Annotated in this window: 15 protein-coding genes; 10 read left to right on the forward strand and 5 right to left on the reverse strand. The window is 68.2% G+C overall.

Features of this window, described 5'->3' with window-relative positions; translation table 11 throughout:
* Nucleotides 1–22 precede the first annotated feature (22 nt).
* From AB0N81_RS33735 to AB0N81_RS33750, 4 genes are all read right to left on the reverse strand, one after another.
* A complete protein-coding gene (locus tag AB0N81_RS33735; protein WP_365365154.1) occupies nt 23–793 on the reverse strand; it encodes a succinate dehydrogenase/fumarate reductase iron-sulfur subunit in 771 nt (256 codons plus the stop codon).
* The gene (locus AB0N81_RS33740; RefSeq protein WP_365365156.1) at nt 790–2,739 is read right to left on the reverse strand and encodes a fumarate reductase/succinate dehydrogenase flavoprotein subunit; all 1,950 of its coding nucleotides are present in this window, start codon (nt 2,737–2,739) and stop codon (nt 790–792) included. The genes AB0N81_RS33735 and AB0N81_RS33740 overlap by 4 nt, the downstream gene beginning before the upstream one ends.
* Nucleotides 2,740–2,755: 16 nt before the next feature.
* Entirely contained in the window at nt 2,756–3,592 is an 837-nt protein-coding gene (locus AB0N81_RS33745; RefSeq protein WP_365365158.1) for a hypothetical protein, read from the reverse strand.
* Nucleotides 3,593–3,734: 142 nt separating this feature from the next.
* Nucleotides 3,735–4,049, reverse strand: coding sequence for a hypothetical protein (locus AB0N81_RS33750; RefSeq protein ID WP_365365160.1), 315 nt, complete (start codon nt 4,047–4,049; stop codon nt 3,735–3,737).
* 314 nt (nt 4,050–4,363) lie between these two features.
* Here AB0N81_RS33750 and AB0N81_RS33755 point away from each other — a divergent pair, with 314 nt between their 5' ends.
* From AB0N81_RS33755 to AB0N81_RS33785, 7 genes are all read left to right on the forward strand, one after another.
* Nucleotides 4,364–6,724: an ABC transporter family substrate-binding protein gene (locus tag AB0N81_RS33755; protein ID WP_365365162.1), complete on the forward strand. Its 2,361-nt coding sequence runs from the start codon at nt 4,364–4,366 to the stop codon at nt 6,722–6,724.
* A 244-nt stretch (nt 6,725–6,968) separates the two neighbouring features.
* A complete protein-coding gene (gene typA / locus AB0N81_RS33760) occupies nt 6,969–8,885 on the forward strand; it encodes a translational GTPase TypA (RefSeq protein ID WP_365365164.1) in 1,917 nt (638 codons plus the stop codon).
* A 543-nt stretch (nt 8,886–9,428) separates the two neighbouring features.
* The gene (locus tag AB0N81_RS33765) at nt 9,429–11,054 is read left to right on the forward strand and encodes an ABC transporter substrate-binding protein (protein ID WP_365365166.1); all 1,626 of its coding nucleotides are present in this window, start codon (nt 9,429–9,431) and stop codon (nt 11,052–11,054) included.
* Between the two features lie 81 nt (nt 11,055–11,135).
* Complete coding sequence (locus tag AB0N81_RS33770; protein WP_365365168.1) at nt 11,136–12,065, forward strand: ABC transporter permease; 930 nt, start codon at nt 11,136–11,138, stop codon at nt 12,063–12,065.
* Nucleotides 12,058–13,023, forward strand: a complete 966-nt coding sequence (locus tag AB0N81_RS33775) for an ABC transporter permease (RefSeq protein ID WP_365365170.1) — start codon at nt 12,058–12,060, stop codon at nt 13,021–13,023. Before AB0N81_RS33770 ends, AB0N81_RS33775 begins: the two co-directional genes overlap by 8 nt.
* 11 nt (nt 13,024–13,034) lie before the next feature.
* Entirely contained in the window at nt 13,035–14,096 is a 1,062-nt protein-coding gene (locus tag AB0N81_RS33780) for an ABC transporter ATP-binding protein (protein WP_365365172.1), read from the forward strand.
* Nucleotides 14,089–15,243: a dipeptide ABC transporter ATP-binding protein gene (locus AB0N81_RS33785; RefSeq protein WP_365365174.1), complete on the forward strand. Its 1,155-nt coding sequence runs from the start codon at nt 14,089–14,091 to the stop codon at nt 15,241–15,243. Before AB0N81_RS33780 ends, AB0N81_RS33785 begins: the two co-directional genes overlap by 8 nt.
* A 97-nt stretch (nt 15,244–15,340) precedes the next feature.
* On the opposite strand, the gene AB0N81_RS33790 is transcribed toward AB0N81_RS33785, so the two are convergent.
* On the reverse strand, nt 15,341–15,760 hold the full coding sequence (locus tag AB0N81_RS33790) for an ATP-binding protein (RefSeq protein ID WP_365365176.1): 420 nt from the start codon (nt 15,758–15,760) through the stop codon (nt 15,341–15,343).
* A 231-nt stretch (nt 15,761–15,991) separates the two neighbouring features.
* On the opposite strand from AB0N81_RS33790, the gene AB0N81_RS33795 reads away from it, so the two are divergent.
* The 3 genes from AB0N81_RS33795 to AB0N81_RS33805 are packed head-to-tail and all read left to right on the forward strand — an operon-like array spanning nt 15,992 to nt 17,590.
* A complete protein-coding gene (locus AB0N81_RS33795; RefSeq protein ID WP_365365194.1) occupies nt 15,992–16,873 on the forward strand; it encodes a helix-turn-helix transcriptional regulator in 882 nt (293 codons plus the stop codon).
* Between the two features lie 11 nt (nt 16,874–16,884).
* Nucleotides 16,885–17,085, forward strand: coding sequence for a DUF397 domain-containing protein (locus AB0N81_RS33800; protein ID WP_365365178.1), 201 nt, complete (start codon nt 16,885–16,887; stop codon nt 17,083–17,085).
* Nucleotides 17,060–17,590 (forward strand): GNAT family protein, encoded by a 531-nt coding sequence (locus AB0N81_RS33805; RefSeq protein WP_365365180.1) that lies wholly within the window; start codon nt 17,060–17,062, stop codon nt 17,588–17,590. The genes AB0N81_RS33800 and AB0N81_RS33805 overlap by 26 nt, the downstream gene beginning before the upstream one ends.
* The last annotated feature ends 204 nt before the right edge of the window (nt 17,591–17,794 follow it).

Consider the following 17,794-nt stretch of genomic DNA (forward strand, 5'->3'; position numbering starts at 1 on the left):
GCCGTGACGGTCGGCAGACTTGCTACTCGGTCCGCCGCCGGATCTTGTTGCCCAGCCAGACCAGCGGATCGTACTTGCGGTCGACGGCGCGTTCCTTCAAGGGGATCAGCGCGTTGTCCGTGATCTTGATGCCCTCGGGGCACACCTCCGTGCAGCATTTGGTGATGTTGCAGTAGCCGAGGCCGTGTTCCTCCTGTGCGGTCCGTTTCCGGTCGAGGCCGGAGTCCGCCGCCGCGTCGAGCGGGTGCATGTCCAGTTCGGCGACGCGCATGAGGAACCGGGGGCCGGCGAAGGCCTCCTTGTTCTCCTCGTGGTCGCGCACCACATGGCACGTGTCCTGGCACAGGAAGCACTCGATGCACTTGCGGAACTCCTGCGGACGGTCCACGTCCGTCTGCTGCATGCGGTACTCGCCGGGGCCCAGATCCGGGGGCGGCACGAAGGCCGGGACCTCGCGCGCCTTGGTGTAGTTGAAGCCGACGTCCGTCACCAGGTCGCGCACCACGGGGAAGGCGCGCAGCGGCGTCACCGTGATGACCTCGTCACGGCCGAAGACCGACATGCGCGTCATGCACAACAGCCGTGGCCTGCCGTTGATCTCCGCGGAGCACGAACCGCACTTGCCCGCCTTGCAGTTCCAGCGCACCGCGAGGTCGGGTGCCTGGGTGGCCTGGAGGCGGTGGATGATGTCGAGGACGACCTCGCCCTCGTTGACCTCGACCTTGAAGTCCTCCAGGTCGCCGCCGCCGAGATCCCCGCGCCAGACCTTGAATCGCGCGTCGTACGAACTCACTCGTACAGCTCCTCTTCAGTCAGGTACTTGACCAGCTCCTCTTTGTCGAAGAGGGCGAGCAGGTCCGGGCGGACGGGTTCGGTGGACACGCGGACGAGGTCGATCTGGCCGCGTACGGGATCGGTGGCCGCCAAACCATCACTGGGGTCGGTCAGTTGGCAGAGCAGGTTGGCGCGGCGCCATTCCCGGTCCATCGCCGGGTGGTCCTCGCGGGTGTGGCCGCCGCGGCTCTCCGTGCGCTCCAGGGCGGCCCGCGCGACGCACTCGCTGACGAGCAGCATGTTCCGCAGGTCGAGGGCGAGGTGCCAGCCCGGGTTGAACTGGCGGTGGCCCTCGACACCTGCCCGCCGCGCCCGCACCCGCAGTTCGGCGAGCTTCTCCAGGGCCTGCTCCATCTCCGCCTCACGGCGGATGATGCCGACCAGGTCGTTCATGGTCTGCTGCAGTTCCTGGTGGAGGGTGTACGGGTTCTCGGGCGTTGCTCCGGAGTCGGGCCCTTCGGCGCTGAACGGGCGCAGCGCTTCGGCGGCAGCCGCGTCGACCTGCACCTCGTCCACCGAGGGCCGGGCGGCGAGGCCCGCCGCGTACCGGGCCGCGTGCAGCCCCGCGCGCCGGCCGAACACCAGCAGGTCGGACAGCGAGTTGCCGCCGAGACGGTTGGAGCCGTGCATGCCGCCCGCGACCTCACCCGCGGCATAGAGCCCCGTGACGCGGCGGGCGGCCGCGGTGTCGGAGTCGACCGCGATGCCGCCCATCACGTAGTGACAGGTCGGTCCGACCTCCATCGCCTCGGCGGTGATGTCGACGTCCGCGAGCTCCTTGAACTGGTGGTACATGGACGGCAGTCGGCGCTTGATGACCTCGGCGGGCATGCGCGTCGACACATCGAGGAAGACCCCGCCGTGCGGTGACCCGCGGCCCGCCTTCACCTCGGCGTTGATGGCCCGTGCGACCTCGTCGCGCGGCAGCAGTTCGGGGGGACGGCGGTTGTGGTCCGGGTCGTCGTACCAGCGGTCGCCCTCCTCCTCCGACTGCGCGTACTTCTCCTTGAAGACGTCGGGTACGTAGTCGAACATGAACCGTTTGCCCTCGGAGTTCCTGAGGACCCCGCCGTCGCCGCGTACGGACTCGGTGACGAGGATGCCCTTGACCGACGGGGGCCAGACCATGCCCGTCGGGTGGAACTGCACGAACTCCATGTTGAGCAGGGGGGCGCCGGCGAGCAGCGCGAGCGCGTGCCCGTCGCCGGTGTACTCCCACGAGTTCGACGTCACCTTGAAGGACTTGCCGATGCCGCCGGTCGCGAGGATCACGCTCGGTGCCTCGAGTACGAAGAAGCGGCCCGACTCACGGTCGTAGCAGAAGGTCCCGGTGACGCGGCCCGCCTCACCGAAGCCCTCGCCCTCCTCCTTCAGCACGCGTGTGACCGTGCATTCCTGGAAGACCTTCAGACGCGCCTCGTAGTCGCCGAACTCCTTGTAGTCCTCCTGCTGCAGCGCCACGATCTTCTGCTGGAGGGTGCGGATCAGCTCCAGGCCGGTGCGGTCCCCGACGTGTGCGAGCCGTGGGTACTCGTGGCCGCCGAAGTTGCGCTGCGAGATCCGGCCGTCCGGTGTGCGGTCGAACAGGGCGCCCCAGGTCTCCAGCTCCCACACGCGGTCCGGCGCCTCACGGGCGTGCAGTTCGGCCATGCGCCACTGGTTGAGGAACTTTCCGCCGCGCAGGGTGTCGCGGAAGTGGACCTGCCAGTTGTCGCCGGAGTTCACATTGCCCATGGAGGCGGCGATGCCGCCCTCGGCCATCACCGTATGGGCCTTGCCGAACAGCGACTTGCAGATCACGGCGGTACGGGCGCCCTGCTCGCGCGCCTCGATCGCGGCCCGCAGGCCCGCGCCCCCGGCCCCCACCACGACGACGTCCCACTGCTGCCGCTCCACTTGTGACATCAGATGGTCCCGTCCGTTAGAAGAAGCGCGGATCGTCGAAGGCGCCGCTGGCGACCAGGTAGACGTAGAGGTCGGCGAGCGCCACGCTCACCAACGACGTCCAGGCCAACAGCATGTGGCGATCCGTCAGTTTCCCCGTCCACTGCCACATGCGGTACCGGACCGGGTGTTTGGAGAAGTGCTTGAGCTTGCCGCCGATGACGTGCCGGCAGGAGTGGCAGGAGAGCGTGTAGATCCAGATCAGTACGACGTTCACGAGCAGCACGAGCGTGCCGAGCCCCATGTGGCCCCACTCGTAGTGCTCGTCGCGGAAGGCGAGGACGGTGTCGTACGTGAGGACGCCCGCGACCGGCACGGCGGCGTAGAAGAAGTACCGGTGGATGTTCTGCAGGATCAGCGGGAAGCGGGTCTCACCCGTGTACTTCTTGTGCGGCTCGGCGACCGCGCAGGCGGGCGGTGACGCCCAGAATCCGCGGTAGTAGGCCTTGCGGTAGTAGTAGCAGGTCAGCCGGAAGCCGAGCGGGAAGATCAGGACGAGCACCGCGGGGGACAGGCCCCACCAGCTGCCGAAGATCTCCCAGTTGGGGCCGGAGCGCATGGGCTCGCAGTTCTCGGCCAGGCACGGCGAGTAGAACGGCGAGACGTAGGGCGCCGCGTAGTAGTCGGTGTTCGCGAAGGCCCGCCACGTCGAGTAGACGATGAACACGAGCAGACCGAAGGTGGTCGTCGCGGGCGCCAGCCACCAGCGGTCGGTCCGCAGATGGGCAGCGGTGATGGCGGCGCGCGTACCGTCGCGCACGCCGCCGCCGGGGGCCGGTCCGCTCTTCGGTTGGGGTTCCGTGCCGGTGGCCAACGAGGCTCCACTCCTTCGTCCTCGGATCGGGGAGAGGCTCTGCGGGTGCGTGCGTGCGTGCGTGCGTGCGTGCGGGTGTGTGCGTGTGTGTGGCGTGCGGCGTGCGTGTGTGTGGCGTGCGTGCGTGCGTGCGACGTGCGGATCAGGGCGCGTGGCGGTCGCGGCCGCCGAGGCCCTCGTCGTCGACGTCACCGGTGTTCGTCCACAGCGACCTGTCGTACGGCGTGTCGGAGATGGTCACGAAGTCGCGCCTGGTCGGTTCGGGGCGGGGCGAGGGCGGCGAGGCCGCGGCGCGCAGCAGGGCCACGCTCTCCCGCAGGTGGTCGGTGTCCGTGCGGACCCGCCGTACGTCGACGCCCGCTATGTCGGCGCCGGCCTGCTGTTCCAGCCTGCCGACAGTACGGACGAGGTCGTCCACGCATCGTTGGACAGCGGTCAATTCATCGTGCAGAGCCATTACTTGCCCTCACTTCGGGGGTGCGGTGGCAACGCTCATGCGCCTGCGAGTGTCGCGCGTCACATCCCGGCTTGTGAAGAGATCTGCACCGATTGCCGGATCGAGGGCGGTGAATGCGCCGGATCACGCCCCCATTGGGCCGCACGAGTGGCATATGGGCGCCCCCGCGCCGTGCCTCCGCCCTGGCCCCGATCCCGTCCCCTTCAGTGGGGCGATAGATGTGATCAGCACCATATACCGCCAAACGTGATCAAACCCGGCCCGGTCCCGGCAGCGGGCGGCCGGGCGAGCCCCGGACCCCGGAGGTACCAGCCATGTCCCACGACCGCGTCGGAGTCAGATCTGTCGTGTTCCTCGCGACGGGGGTGCTGGCTCTGCCCGCCCTCGCCGGATGCAGCTCGAACGACGAGGCCGGCCGGCCGACCGCAGGCCAGGACGTCGCTCCCGCAGCCCGGGACCTGGTCGCCGACGGCGGGACCATGAACTGGGCGGTCGACGCCCGGCCCGAAACGTTCAACACCTTCCAGTCCGACGCCGACGAGTCCACCGCACGGGTCGCAGGCGCCGTCCTGCCGTCCCTGTTCCGGATCGACGCGCAGGGCAGGGCGCAGCGCAACGCCGACTTCCTGGAGTCGGCGAAGGTCGTCGAACGCGAGCCCCAGCAGGTCGTCCTGTACAAGCTCAACCAGCAGGCGGTCTGGAGCGACGGCCGGGAGATCGGCGCCGACGACTTCGCGGCGCAGTGGCGCGCCCTGTCCGGAAAGGACACCGCGTACTGGACGGCGCGGAACGCCGGCTACGACCGGATCGCGAAGATCGAGCGCGGCGCGAACAACCTGGAGGTGCGCGTCACCTTCGCCAAGCCGTACGCGGACTGGCGCTCCCTCTTCTCGCCGCTGTACCCGAAGCAGATCATGGGCACCCCCGACTCCTTCAACGACGGGGCGCGCCGCAAGCTGAAGGTGTCGGCGGGGCCCTTCGCGCTCGCGGACGTCGACCGCAAGGCGGGCGACGTGACGCTGGAGCGCAGTCCGCGCTGGTGGGGCCGGCCGGCCAAGCTCGACAAGATCGTGCTGCGCGAGGTGTCGCGCGCCGAGCGGACCGAGGCGCTCGCCAAGGGCAAGGTCGACCTCGCCGCGATCGGCTCGTCGGAGGCCGGGCGGATCGCGACGGCCGCCCGGGACAAGGGGGCCGAGGGCCCGCTGACCCACGGCCCCGGCGCCGGGCTCACGCCCGGCAAGGCGTTGCGCTCCTGGGCGATCGCCCACGGCTCCGACGAGGAGGCCGCGGAGGAGGAGACCGAGGTCCGCGCCCAGACCGGCAGGGCGGTCAAGAAGTACGCGACCGAACAGGCGGGCCTGCGCGGCTACGTGGTCCGCAAGTCCCTGGAACCGGCCTACACGCAGCTCGCCCTCAACGGCGCCGAGGGCCCGCTCGCCGACGACCGGGTGCGCCGTGCGGTGGCCCGCGCCCTGAACCGCGAGGAGCTCGCGAAGGCCGTCCTCAAGCCGCTCGGCCTGCCCGCCGTACCGGTCGGCAGCCACCTCGCCCTCGCCGGGCAGCAGGCGTACGCGGACAACAGCGGGGCCCTCGGCGAGCAGGACACCGCGGAGGCGCGGGCGCTGCTCGCCGACGCGGGCTGGACCCAGGGCGCCCTGCTGAAGGGCAAGAAGGACAAGACGGAGAAGGAGACGGAGAAGGAGGAGAACGGGGAGAAGGCGGCGGGCGGCGAGGCCGACGAGGCCGACGAGAAGGTCGCGAAGAAGAAGACGAAGAAGGACTCCGGCGAGGAGTCCTCGAACTCCGGCGAGGAGTCCTCGAACGACGACGGCACGTACATCGTCGGCGAAGACGACAACAAGCCCCGCGAGAACGGCACCTCCGTGCTCGCCCCCGCCCCGGCGGCCGCCTACCAGCGGGCCGTCCTGAACCACCAGGCCGACGTCCTCGGCCTGGCGCGCGAGGCCGACAAGGAGAAGAAGAAGGAGCCGGGCGACAACACCGGGCAGCGCGCCGGACAGCACGCCAGGCAGCACGCCAGGGGCGGCGCCCCCGGCGCGTACGCCCCGAAGGGCACCGCCGCGCCCAAGAGGGCCGCCGCGGGACCGCTGGCCAAGGACGGCAAGCCCCTCACCCTCCGCTTCGTGCTGCCCTCGGGGGAGGGTTCGGAGTCGCTGCGCGCGGTGGCCGACCGGATCTCCCGGATGCTGCAGAAGATCGGCGTCCGCACGGAGACGGCGAAGGTCGCCGACGAGAGCTACTTCAAGGACCACGTCGCGTCCGGCCAGTACGACCTGGCGCTCTACTCGTGGCCCGCGTCGGCCTTCCCGGCCACCGACGCCCGCCCGATCTTCGCCAAGCCGGTGCCCGCCGCGGACGGCTCGCTCAACGTCGAGCAGAACTACACGCGCGTCGGCACGGACCACATCGACCAGCTCTTCGAGCAGGCGGTCGGCGAGCTGGACGAGGACGAGGCGCGCGCCCTGGTCAGGAAGGCGGATGCCCGCATCTGGGCCGAGGCCGGCTCCATTCCCCTCTATCAGCGCCCCCAGCTGATGGCCGCCCGGCCGAACCTGGCGAACGCCGGCGCCTTTGGATTCCAGGCCCCCCACTACGAGGACATCGGCTTCCTGAAGCCCGGCGCGAAGGGCCCCGCGAAGCCGCCCGCCAAGTAGCGGCTCAGATTACGCTCAACTCTCTTGCCCGCCGGCCACCCCGGCGGGCAAGCTCGTTCTACCCATTGACCTGCTGTTTCCCCAGAGTTCCCGATGCTTTCCCCACCCCTGCCGTCCCCCGCGGAGGCTGCCTCCGCGAGGGACACGTAGACTGGGGTGAGGCCGTGGCGTGTCCAGCCCGGCAGGGTCCGCGTAACTCAGACCTACGCGCGACCGTCCACTCACTCCAGGAGTACGCCGCACTATGCCTGTGACCTCGACGCGTCACGATATCCGCAACGTCGCCATCGTCGCTCACGTCGACCATGGCAAGACGACCATCGTCGACGCCATGCTCAAGCAGGCCGGTTCCTTCGCCGCGCACGCCGCCGAGTCCCTCGACGACCGCATGATGGACTCGAACGACCTGGAGCGTGAGAAGGGCATCACGATCCTCGCCAAGAACACGGCGGTGAAGTATCACCCCAAGGACGGCGGGGACCCGATCACGATCAACATCATCGACACCCCCGGCCACGCCGACTTCGGTGGCGAGGTCGAGCGCGGTCTGTCGATGGTGGACGCGGTCGTCCTGCTGGTCGACGCCTCCGAGGGCCCGCTCCCGCAGACCCGCTTCGTGCTGCGCAAGGCGCTCCAGCAGCGGCTGCCCGTCATCCTCTGCATCAACAAGACGGACCGTCCCGACTCGCGGATCGACGAGGTCGTCAACGAGACGTACGACCTCTTCCTCGACCTGGACGCGGACGAGGACCAGATCGAGTTCCCGATCGTCTACGCCTGCGGCCGTGACGGCATCGCCTCGCTGACCAAGCCGGACGACGGCACGGTCCCGGCGGACTCCACCAACCTGCAGCCGTTCTTCTCCACGATCCTGGAGCACGTCCCGGCTCCGACGTACGACGAGAGCGCCCCGCTCCAGGCGCACGTCACCAACCTGGACGCCGACAACTTCCTCGGCCGCATCGCGCTGCTCCGCGTCGAGCAGGGCGAGCTGCGCAAGGGCCAGACGGTGGCCTGGATCAAGCGCGACGGCACGATCGCCAACGTCCGCATCACCGAGCTGATGATGACCGAGGCGCTCACCCGCAAGCCCGCCGAGATGGCGGGCCCGGGCGACATCTGCGCCGTGGCCGGTATCCCCGACATCATGATCGGCGAGACCCTCGCCGACCCGGAGAACCCGATCGCGCTGCCGCTGATCACGGTCGACGAGCCGGCGATCTCCATGACCATCGGCACGAACACCTCGCCGCTGGTCGGCCGCGGTGGCACGGGCAAGGGCGCGGACGCCAAGTCCGCGGTCAAGGACCGCAAGGTCACCGCCCGCCAGGTCAAGGACCGCCTCGAGCGCGAGCTGATCGGTAACGTCTCGCTGCGCGTCCTGGACACCGAGCGCCCCGACGCCTGGGAGGTGCAGGGCCGCGGTGAGCTGGCGCTGGCCATCCTGGTCGAGCAGATGCGCCGCGAGGGCTTCGAGATGACCATCGGCAAGCCGCAGGTGGTCACCCGGCAGATCGACGGCAAGACGCACGAGCCGGTCGAGCGCATGACGATCGACGTGCCCGAGGAGCACATGGGCGCCGTCACGCAGCTCATGGGCGTCCGCAAGGGCCGCATGGACAACATGTCGAACCACGGCTCCGGCTGGGTCCGCCTTGAGTTCGTCGTGCCGTCCCGCGGCCTCATCGGCTTCCGTACGGAGTTCCTGACGCAGACGCGCGGCACGGGCATCGCCCACTCGATCCACGAGGGCCACGAGCCGTGGTTCGGCGAGCTGAAGACCCGTAACAACGGCTCCCTGGTCGCCGACCGTGCCGGTGCCGTCACCGCCTTCGCGATGACGAACCTCCAGGAGCGCGGTGTGCTCTTCACCGAGCCCGGCACCGAGGTGTACGAGGGCATGATCGTCGGCGAGAACTCCCGCGCCGACGACATGGACGTCAACATCACCAAGGAGAAGAAGCTCACCAACATGCGCTCCGCCTCCGCCGACTCCTTCGAGGCGATCGTCCCGCCGCGCAAGCTGTCGCTCGAGCAGTCGCTGGAGTTCTGCCGCGACGACGAGTGCGTCGAGGTGACCCCGGAGGCCGTGCGTATCCGCAAGGTCGTCCTGGACCAGAAGGAGCGCGGCCGCTCGGCGTCCCGCGCCAAGCACAGCTGACGCCAGGCACAGCTGACGCCAGGCACAGCTGGCGCCAGGCACAGCTGACGCCAAGCACAACTGACCCGCTGATGTAGGCGGTTAGCGGCATACAGCCGCTCATGAGGCCGATTTTCGCCGCTCCCGAGGGAGCCGGGCGGAAGTCGGCCTCTTGCGTTTCCCCTGACCGCTACGGTGTGGCCACCGCCGCGCGAGGCGTTCCCGGCAACCGGTTTTTCACGGCCAAGTGTCCGGAATGCGGACGTCACTGACCGTTAGATGTGTAACACGTCCGTTTCGCAACCATCTATCTCGGATCGGTTTGTCCGGATTTTGGAAGTTGTACGTGCCAGGTGTGATTGAACCGAGACCAAAAGAGTGTGGTCGACCGGTACCGCATGGCTAATAGTTGACCGCGTATAGCTCGGGTCAATGGGTCACGCGCTGTGGGGAGCGCCGACTCACGAGCACACTGGGGTACTCGATCTTCGCCGTCAGGGGTGTCGGCGCGGTTGCACGTACCCCCTCTTGTAGTGAACAAGTGGACTCATGAGGAGGAACCCCATGCGTGGTGCCAAGAGCGCCAAGTGGGTCGCGATAGCCGGTGTTGTGGCGCTGACGGCCACCGCTTGTGGCGGCGGCGACAGTGACAGCAGTGGCAGCGGAAAGGTCGACCCCAAGGGGATCGTCAGCTACGCCAACGGTGAGCCGCAGAACGCCCTGCAGCCGGCCAACACCATGGAGGCGTACGGCAGCGTCGTCATCGACTCGCTCTTCACGGGCCTGGTCCACTACGACAGCAAGGGCGACATCACCTACGAGAACGCCGAGTCGGTCACCCCCGACAAGGCGAACAAGGTGTGGACCGTCAAGCTGAAGCAGGGCTGGAAGTTCCACAACGGCGAGGCCGTCACGGCCAAGTCGTACGTGGACGCCTGGAACTGGGCGGCCGACCCGGCCAACGGACAGCAGAACAGCTCCTGGTACCGCGACATCGTCGGCTACGAGGACGTGCACCCGGCCAAGGGCAAGGCCAAGAAGAAGGCCATGTCCGGCCTGAAGGTCGTCGACGACAACACCTTCACCATCACGCTGAACCACGGCATCCCGTACTACGAGTACAAGCTCGTCTACACGCCCTTCTACCCGATGCCCTCGGCCGCGCTGAAGGACCCGAAGAAGTACGGCGAGGCCCCGGTCGGCAACGGTCCCTACAAGTTCAAGAGCTGGGACCACAAGAAGTCGATCCAGGTCACCGCCTGGGGCGACTACAAGGGCGACAACAAGCCCAAGAACGGCGGCATCAACTTCAAGGCGTACACGACGCCGCAGGCCGCCTACAACGACCTGCGGTCGAACAACGTCGACACGATGCCGCAGATCCCGGACAGCGAGCTCGCCAACTACAAGCAGGACTTCGGCGACCGCGCCATCACGTCGGACTACTCGGCGATCAACACGGTCAACCCGGCGTTCTACAGCAAGACGTTCAAGGACATCGACGTCAAGGTCATCCAGGGCCTGTCGATGGCGATCGACCGTGACACCATCGTCAAGACCACCTTCTCGGGCACCCGTGAGCCGGCCACCGGCTGGGTCGCCAAGGGCGTGAAGGGCTACCAGGCGGACGCCTGTGGCGAGTTCTGCAAGTTCGACCCGAAGAAAGCCAAGCAGTTCGTCAAGGACGGCGGCGGCGTTCCGGGCAACAAGATCTCGATCCAGTACAACGCCGACCAGCCGCACAAGGGCTGGGTCACGGCCGTCTGCAACGACATCCAGAAGAACACCGGCGTCAAGTGCGTCGGCGACCCGAAGACCGACTTCCAGGCCGACACCGAGGTGCGGGACAAGAAGCAGGTCAAGGCCATGTACCGGTCGGGCTGGGTGCTCGACTACCCGTTCAACGGCAACTTCCTCGCCGACCTCTACGGCACCGGCGTCGACGGCAACAAGGGCGGCTTCTCGGACAAGAAGTTCGACAAGCTGACCAAGGAGGCCGACGCGGCCAAGACCACCGAGGAGTCCGCGTCGCTGTACCAGAAGGCCGAGAAGGAGCTGGTCAACAGCTTCCCGGGCATCCCGCTCTGGTACAACAAGATCACCTCCGGCCACTCGACGAACGTGAAGAACATGAAGTTCGACCAGGCCGGTGACCCGGTCCTGACGGACGTCCAGGTCTTCGAGAAGTAGTTGACGGAAGCCCGTTCCCGAAGCGACGCCCGGTGATCCCGGGCGTCGCTTCGGACGGCTCCGGATTGGACGGAGGCACCAATGGGGCGCTACGTCGCACGGCGACTGCTCCAGATGATCCCGGTCTTCATCGGGACAACCCTGCTGATCTTCCTCATGGTCAATGTCCTCCCCGGCGACCCCGTGCGGGCGCTGTGGGGCGACAAGCCGCCGGACCCCGCGCAGGTCGCGCAGATCCGGCACGACCGTGGTCTTGATCTGCCACTGTGGCAGCAGTATCTGCACTACATGGGCGGGCTGCTGCAAGGGGACTTCGGCAAGACCATCGCCGGCAACCGGCCGGTCCTGGACGAGATCACCCAGGCGTTCCCGGTCTCGATGCGACTGGCCTCGATGGCCTGGACGTTCGAGCTCATCGTCGGCATCACCCTCGGTGTCCTCGCGGGCATCCGGCGCGGACGGTTCGTCGACAACGCGGTCACGCTCTTCACCCTCCTGGTGATCTCGGTACCGATCTTCGTGGTCGGCCTGCTCTGCCAGCTGTTCTTCGGCAACGAGCTGGGCTGGATCACACCGACGGTCCAGGACTCCGAGAACATGGGCCAGCTGCTCGTGCCCGCCCTCGTGCTCGGCATGGTCGGCCTCGCCTACGTGGCCCGCCTGACCCGCACCTCGATCGCGGAGAACCGCCAGGCGGACTACATGCGCACCGCGGTCGCCAAGGGCCTGCCGCGCCAGCGCATCGTCACCCGGCACCTGCTGCGCAACTCGCTGATCCCCGTGGTCACCTACCTCGGTACGGACATCGGCGCCCTGATGGGCGGCGCGGTCATCACCGAGGGCATCTTCAACGTGACGGGCGTCGGCAACCTGCTCTTCCAGGCGCTGGCCCGCCGTGAGGGCGCGGTCATCGTCGGTGTCGTCACCGTCCTGGTGCTCGTGTACCTCGCAGCCAGCCTGATCGTCGACCTGCTTTACGCGGTCCTGGACCCGAGGATCCGTTATGCCTGACCTGACCAAGACCTCGACCACGGACGAGAGCGCGGCGGCACAGGACGAAGTCGTGGCGGGTTCCGCGGTCTCCGCCGCCCCGGTCTCGACGGGCAAGCCCCGCAGCCTCTGGGGAGACGCCTGGCGCGAACTGCGGCGCAATCCGCTCTTCGTGATCTCGGCGGTCCTGATCCTGCTCCTGCTGCTGGTGGCCGCCTTCCCCGGCATGTTCACCGGCACGGACCCGGGAACGGGCGACCAGGCGAAGCACTTCCTGGGCAAGCCGGAGCTCGGCCACTTCTTCCAGGCCGACTGGTTCGGATACGACAGGACGGGCCGCAGCATCTACGCCCGGGTCGTCCACGGCGCGCGCAACTCCATCATCGTCGGTCTGGGCGTGACCCTCCTGGTCACCCTGTTCGGCGGCCTGTGCGGAATGCTCGCCGGCTACTTCGGCGGCTTCTGGGACAGCGTGATCTCGCGTCTCATCGACGTGTTCTTCGGCATCCCGTTCCTGCTCGGCGCGATGGTCGTCCTGAACTCCTTCACCGACCGCAGCGTGTGGGTCGTGATGGGCGCCCTGGCCTTCCTGGGCTGGACGCAGATCGCCCGTGTGATGCGTGGCGCGGTCATCACCACCAAGCACTCCGACTACGTGGTGGCGGCGCGCGCGCTCGGCGCGGGGACCAAGCGAATCCTGTTCCGGCACGTGCTGCCCAACGCGATCGCCCCGGTGATCGTCGTGGCGACGATCTCGCTCGGCACGTACATCGTCGCGGAGTCCACGCTCTCCTACCTGGGTCTCGGCCTCGCCGACGACGCCATCTCCTGGGGCGGCGACATCTCCACTGCGACGCAGGACATCCGGAACAACCCGCACACGCTGTTCTTCCCGGCAGGAATGCTGAGCATCACGGTGTTGGCGTTCATCATGATGGGTGACGCCGTACGCGAAGCCCTCGACCCGAAGCTGCGCTGAGGGAGGCGTACATGACCAGCATCGATCTCAAGGCCGATTCCATCCCCGCCCCCCGCTCGGGCGAGGAGAAGAGTGGCCGGCTCCTGGACGTGAATGGCCTCCACGTCGAATTCCACACCCGCGACGGGGTGGTCAAGGCCGTCAACGGCGTCAACTACAGCGTGGACGCGGGCGAGACGCTCGCCGTCCTCGGCGAGTCGGGCTCCGGCAAGTCCGTGACCGCCCAGGCGATCATGGGCATCCTCGACATGCCGCCCGGCAAGATCCCGCAGGGCGAGATCCTCTTCCGCGGCCAGGACATGCTCAAGATGTCCAACGAGGAGCGCAGGAAGATCCGCGGCCGCAAGATCGCGATGATCTTCCAGGACGCGCTGTCCTCGCTCAACCCCGTCCTCTCGGTGGGCTACCAGCTCGGCGAGATGTTCCGGGTGCACGAGGGCATGAGCCGCAAGGAGGCCAAGACCAAGGCCATCGAACTGATGGACAAGGTCAAGATCCCGGCCGCCAAGGAGCGGGTGAACGACTACCCGCACCAGTTCTCCGGCGGTATGCGCCAGCGCATCATGATTGCGATGGCGCTCGCCCTGGAACCGGACCTGATCATCGCGGACGAGCCCACCACGGCGCTCGACGTGACGGTCCAGGCGCAGGTCATGGACCTGCTGGCCGAGCTCCAGCGCGAGTACAACATGGGCCTGATCCTGATCACCCACGACCTCGGCGTCGTCGCCGACGTCGCGGACAAGATCGCGGTCATGTACGCGGGCCGGATCGTCGAGACGGCGCCGGTGCACGAGCTGTACAAGCGCCCGGCGCACCCGTACACCCGCGGCCTCCTGGACTCGATCCCCCGGCTCGACCAGAAGGGCCAGGAGCTCTACGCGATCAAGGGCCTGCCGCCCAACCTGCTCAAAATCCCCGGCGGTTGTGCGTTCAACCCGCGCTGCCCCAAGGCGCAGGACATCTGCCGCACGGAGATCCCGGCGCTCGTGCCGGTCACCGAGCAGGACGGCGCGGAGCTGCCGGGCCGCGGCAGCGCGTGCCACTTCTGGAAGGAGACGATCCATGGCTGAGCCGAAGAAGGCTTCGAAGGCCGACGAGCCGCAGGTCGCGACGCCGAACGTCTCCGAGGTGGAAACGGTCGACGCGGCCACCCCCGAGGAGGCCGTCGCGGCCATCGAGGCACCGGTGGAGCGCGGCGAGCCGATCCTCCAGGTCCGCAACCTCGTCAAGCACTTCCCTCTCACCCAGGGAATCCTGCTCAAGAAGCAGGTCGGCGCGGTCAAGGCGGTCGACGGCATCTCCTTCGACCTGTACCAGGGCGAGACGTTGGGCATCGTGGGCGAGTCCGGCTGTGGCAAGTCCACGGTCGCCAAGCTCCTGATGACCCTGGAGCGTGCCACCGCCGGCGAGGTCTTCTACAAGGGCCAGGACATCACCAAGCTGTCCGGGCGTGCGCTGAAGGCGGTCCGCCGCAACATCCAGATGGTGTTCCAGGACCCCTACACGTCCCTGAACCCCCGTATGACGGTGGGCGACATCATCGGGGAGCCCTTCGAGATCCACCCCGAGGTGGCCCCGAAGGGCTCGCGCCGCCAGAAGGTCCAGGAGCTCCTGGACGTGGTCGGCCTCAACCCCGAGTACATCAACCGCTACCCGCACCAGTTCTCGGGCGGCCAGCGCCAGCGCATCGGCATCGCCCGCGGTCTGGCCCTCAACCCCGAGATCATCATCTGCGACGAGCCGGTCTCGGCCCTGGACGTCTCCGTCCAGGCCCAGGTCATCAACCTGATGGAGAAGCTCCAGGACGAGTTCAACCTGTCCTACCTCTTCATCGCGCACGACCTGTCGATCGTCCGGCACATCTCGGACCGCGTGGGCGTCATGTACCTCGGAAAGATGGCGGAGATCGGCTCGGACGAGCAGATCTACGAGCACCCGACGCACCCCTACACGCAGGCACTCCTCTCCGCGGTCCCCGTCCCGGACCCGGAGGCCCGCGAGGGCCGCGAGCGCATCATCCTCACCGGTGACGTGCCGTCCCCCGCGAACCCGCCCTCGGGCTGCCGCTTCCGCACCCGCTGCTGGAAGGCGGAGGACAAGTGCGCGACGGAGACTCCGCTGCTCGCGATCCCCGAGCGTTTCGTGGGAACGGACACCCCGGCCGCCCACGAGTCGGCGTGCCACTTCGCGGAGGAGAAGGCGGTACTGGTCGGCTGACGTCGATGAGTGACGCGTAGTGCGCGACTGACGGCGCCCGGGACTGAAGAGTCCCGGGCGCCGTCGCGTTCGTGGCGGTGGGCCCCCCTTATGGACCTCAGCCGTCGAGCTCGAACCAGGTGGCCTTGCCCGGTCCCGGCCCGTCTCTGCAGATGCCCCAGGCGTCGGCGCCGTACGAGATGAGCTGTATGCCGCGGCCGGTTTCGTCGTCCTCGACGGGGGTCCGGCAGACGGGCAGGCCGGGGGCTTCGTCGTGGATGAGAACCCGGAGCCGGCCGCGGAGGTCCTGGCCGGCCCAGTCGGCGAAGAGGGTCACCGGAGCGGTGCAGGCTTTGGTGGCGCAGGCGTTGATGGCGTTCGTGACGGCTTCGGAGGTCAGCAGGGCGGCGGTGTCGGCCAGTTCCGTACGTCCCGTCGAGACGAGGAGGGTCCGCACCGTTTCCCGCGCGGTGCGGACCCAGACGGGGTCGGGCGGGAAGGTGAGGGTTACGCCGGTGGTGGGGGGTGGGTCGTTCATGGGGGGGCTCCATGGGCGTGCGGAGTGAGGTGACCATGCCCGCCAACTCTGTTGTGGCCGGGGGTACTTCCTCGCTTCAGCGGACTGTGCGGTGACTCTGAAGGTAGGTTCATTCATGATGTGAGTTCAATCGTGAACGCCAGATTGGCCCCGTGTGGGTGACGTACGCGTCAACGCGGCGACGCCGCTCGTGAGATCGGGGCACACTGCGCACGATCAGAGGGAGGGATGATGCCGCCACGGAGTACGCCCAGCGAGCGGCAGCGACGACTTGGCGCGGAGCTGCGCAAGTTGCGCCTAGGGGCGCGGATGTCCAGTGACGACGCTGCTCGGCTCCTCGATGGTGAACGCACCCGGATCAGTCACATCGAGGCCGGCCGTATCAACGTGTCCCGCAACCGGTTGTACAAGGTGCTGCGGGCGTACGGCTGCCCACCGGGGCCATACTTCGACGGGCTCATGGAGATGGCACAGGAGCCGGGTCGAGGCTGGTGGGACGACTTTCAGGGCCTCATCGGCCCGACCGCACGCAATCTCGCAGAGCTCGAAGGGCGAGCTGCGAATCTCCGTACGCATGAGCCGCTCTTCATCCCGGGACTGCTCCAGACCGAGGAGTACACGCGTGCGGTCCTCAGCGAGACGGAGAGCGATCAGGAGCGGGCCGCTCGGTACAGCGAGTTCCGGCTGGCCCGTCAGCGTGTCCTCGCCGCCGACCGGCCGGTGCCGTATCGCGCGATCATCCACGAAGCGGCACTGCACGCCCGGATCGGTGGTCCCCAGACGATGCGGAAACAACTGCTGCGCCTGATGGAGGTGGCCAGACTGCCGCATGTGACGCTGCAGATCTTCCCGTTCGAGGCGGGCGCCTACTCCGCGTACAGCCGCTCATTCGCGATCTTCGGCGGCGCGGCCCCGGAACTCGACACCGTCTATCTGGAGCACCCGCTGAACTCCGTCTTCTTGCGGGATGGAGAACACATCGATGAGTACGGCAAGATGTTCGAACGGCTCTCCGTGCTGGCTCTGGACCCGGTCGACCCGGAGGCGGCACCGGAGTCACACGAAGCACGTGACTCGTTGAGTCTGATCCAGCACGTGATGTACAGCCTTTGAGAAGGAGCGCCATGAACCAACTTGAGTGGCAGAAGTCCTCGTTCAGCGGCGGCGGCGAGGGCGAATGCGTCGAGTTGGCGAACGGCGCCGCCGGCCACGTGCACCTTCGTGAGAGTGATCGGCCCACGGAGATCACCACGGTGGCTCCTGGCGCCCTGTACGAACTCCTCCGCACCCTCAAGGCGGATGACGCCCCCACCCTCCGTGGGTGACCTGCGCCTCCGCGCCTGGCAGGCAGAGGACGCGGCCACCGTCCGGGCCGCCTTCTCCGAACCGGAGATGGCGTGGCAGGCGGACGAGCCCGTCGACTCCCTTGGAGCGGCCGCCCGTTGGGTCGCGCGCCGGGCGGCCGAGCGCGACGCCGGTTCGGCGTACGCCTTCGCAGTGGAGGACGAGAACGGCACGGCGCTGGGCAATGCCTCGGTGGGCGCGGTGAACCATGTCCACGGCATCGGCTGGGTGTCGTACTGGACGACTCCGGGCGCGCGGGGGAGGGGGGTGGCGGCGTACGGGTGCGGGGCTGTGGCGGGCTGGGCGTTCGCTGAACTCGGCTTGTTCCGCCTGGAACTGGGCCACCGTACGAACAACCTCGCATCGTGCCGCGTGGCCCGCGCGGCGGGTTTCGCGGTGGAAGGGCTGCAACGCCAGAAGCTGACGTACGACGGCATCCGATACGACGTGGAACTGCACGCGCGCCTGGCGACGGACCCCTGCTGAGTGCCTGGCGGGGAGGCTTCGGCTTGCCCGCACCGGATGGTGGCCGGGGCCGCCCGGTTTTTAGCGGATTGTGGCGCCTCCGGGCCGGCAGTAAAGGGCGCTCCCTGCGGTCGCGTCGGCTCCGCCGATTCCGCTCCGCTCCACCCTTGACTCCCGCCCCTGCACCGCAAGTCTTCCTTGAGCCGGACGGCCAGGGGTGGGGGC

Origin of the sequence: Streptomyces sp. NPDC093510 (assembly GCF_040683555.1) — a bacterium.
Classification (GTDB): Bacteria; Actinomycetota; Actinomycetes; order Streptomycetales; family Streptomycetaceae; genus Streptomyces.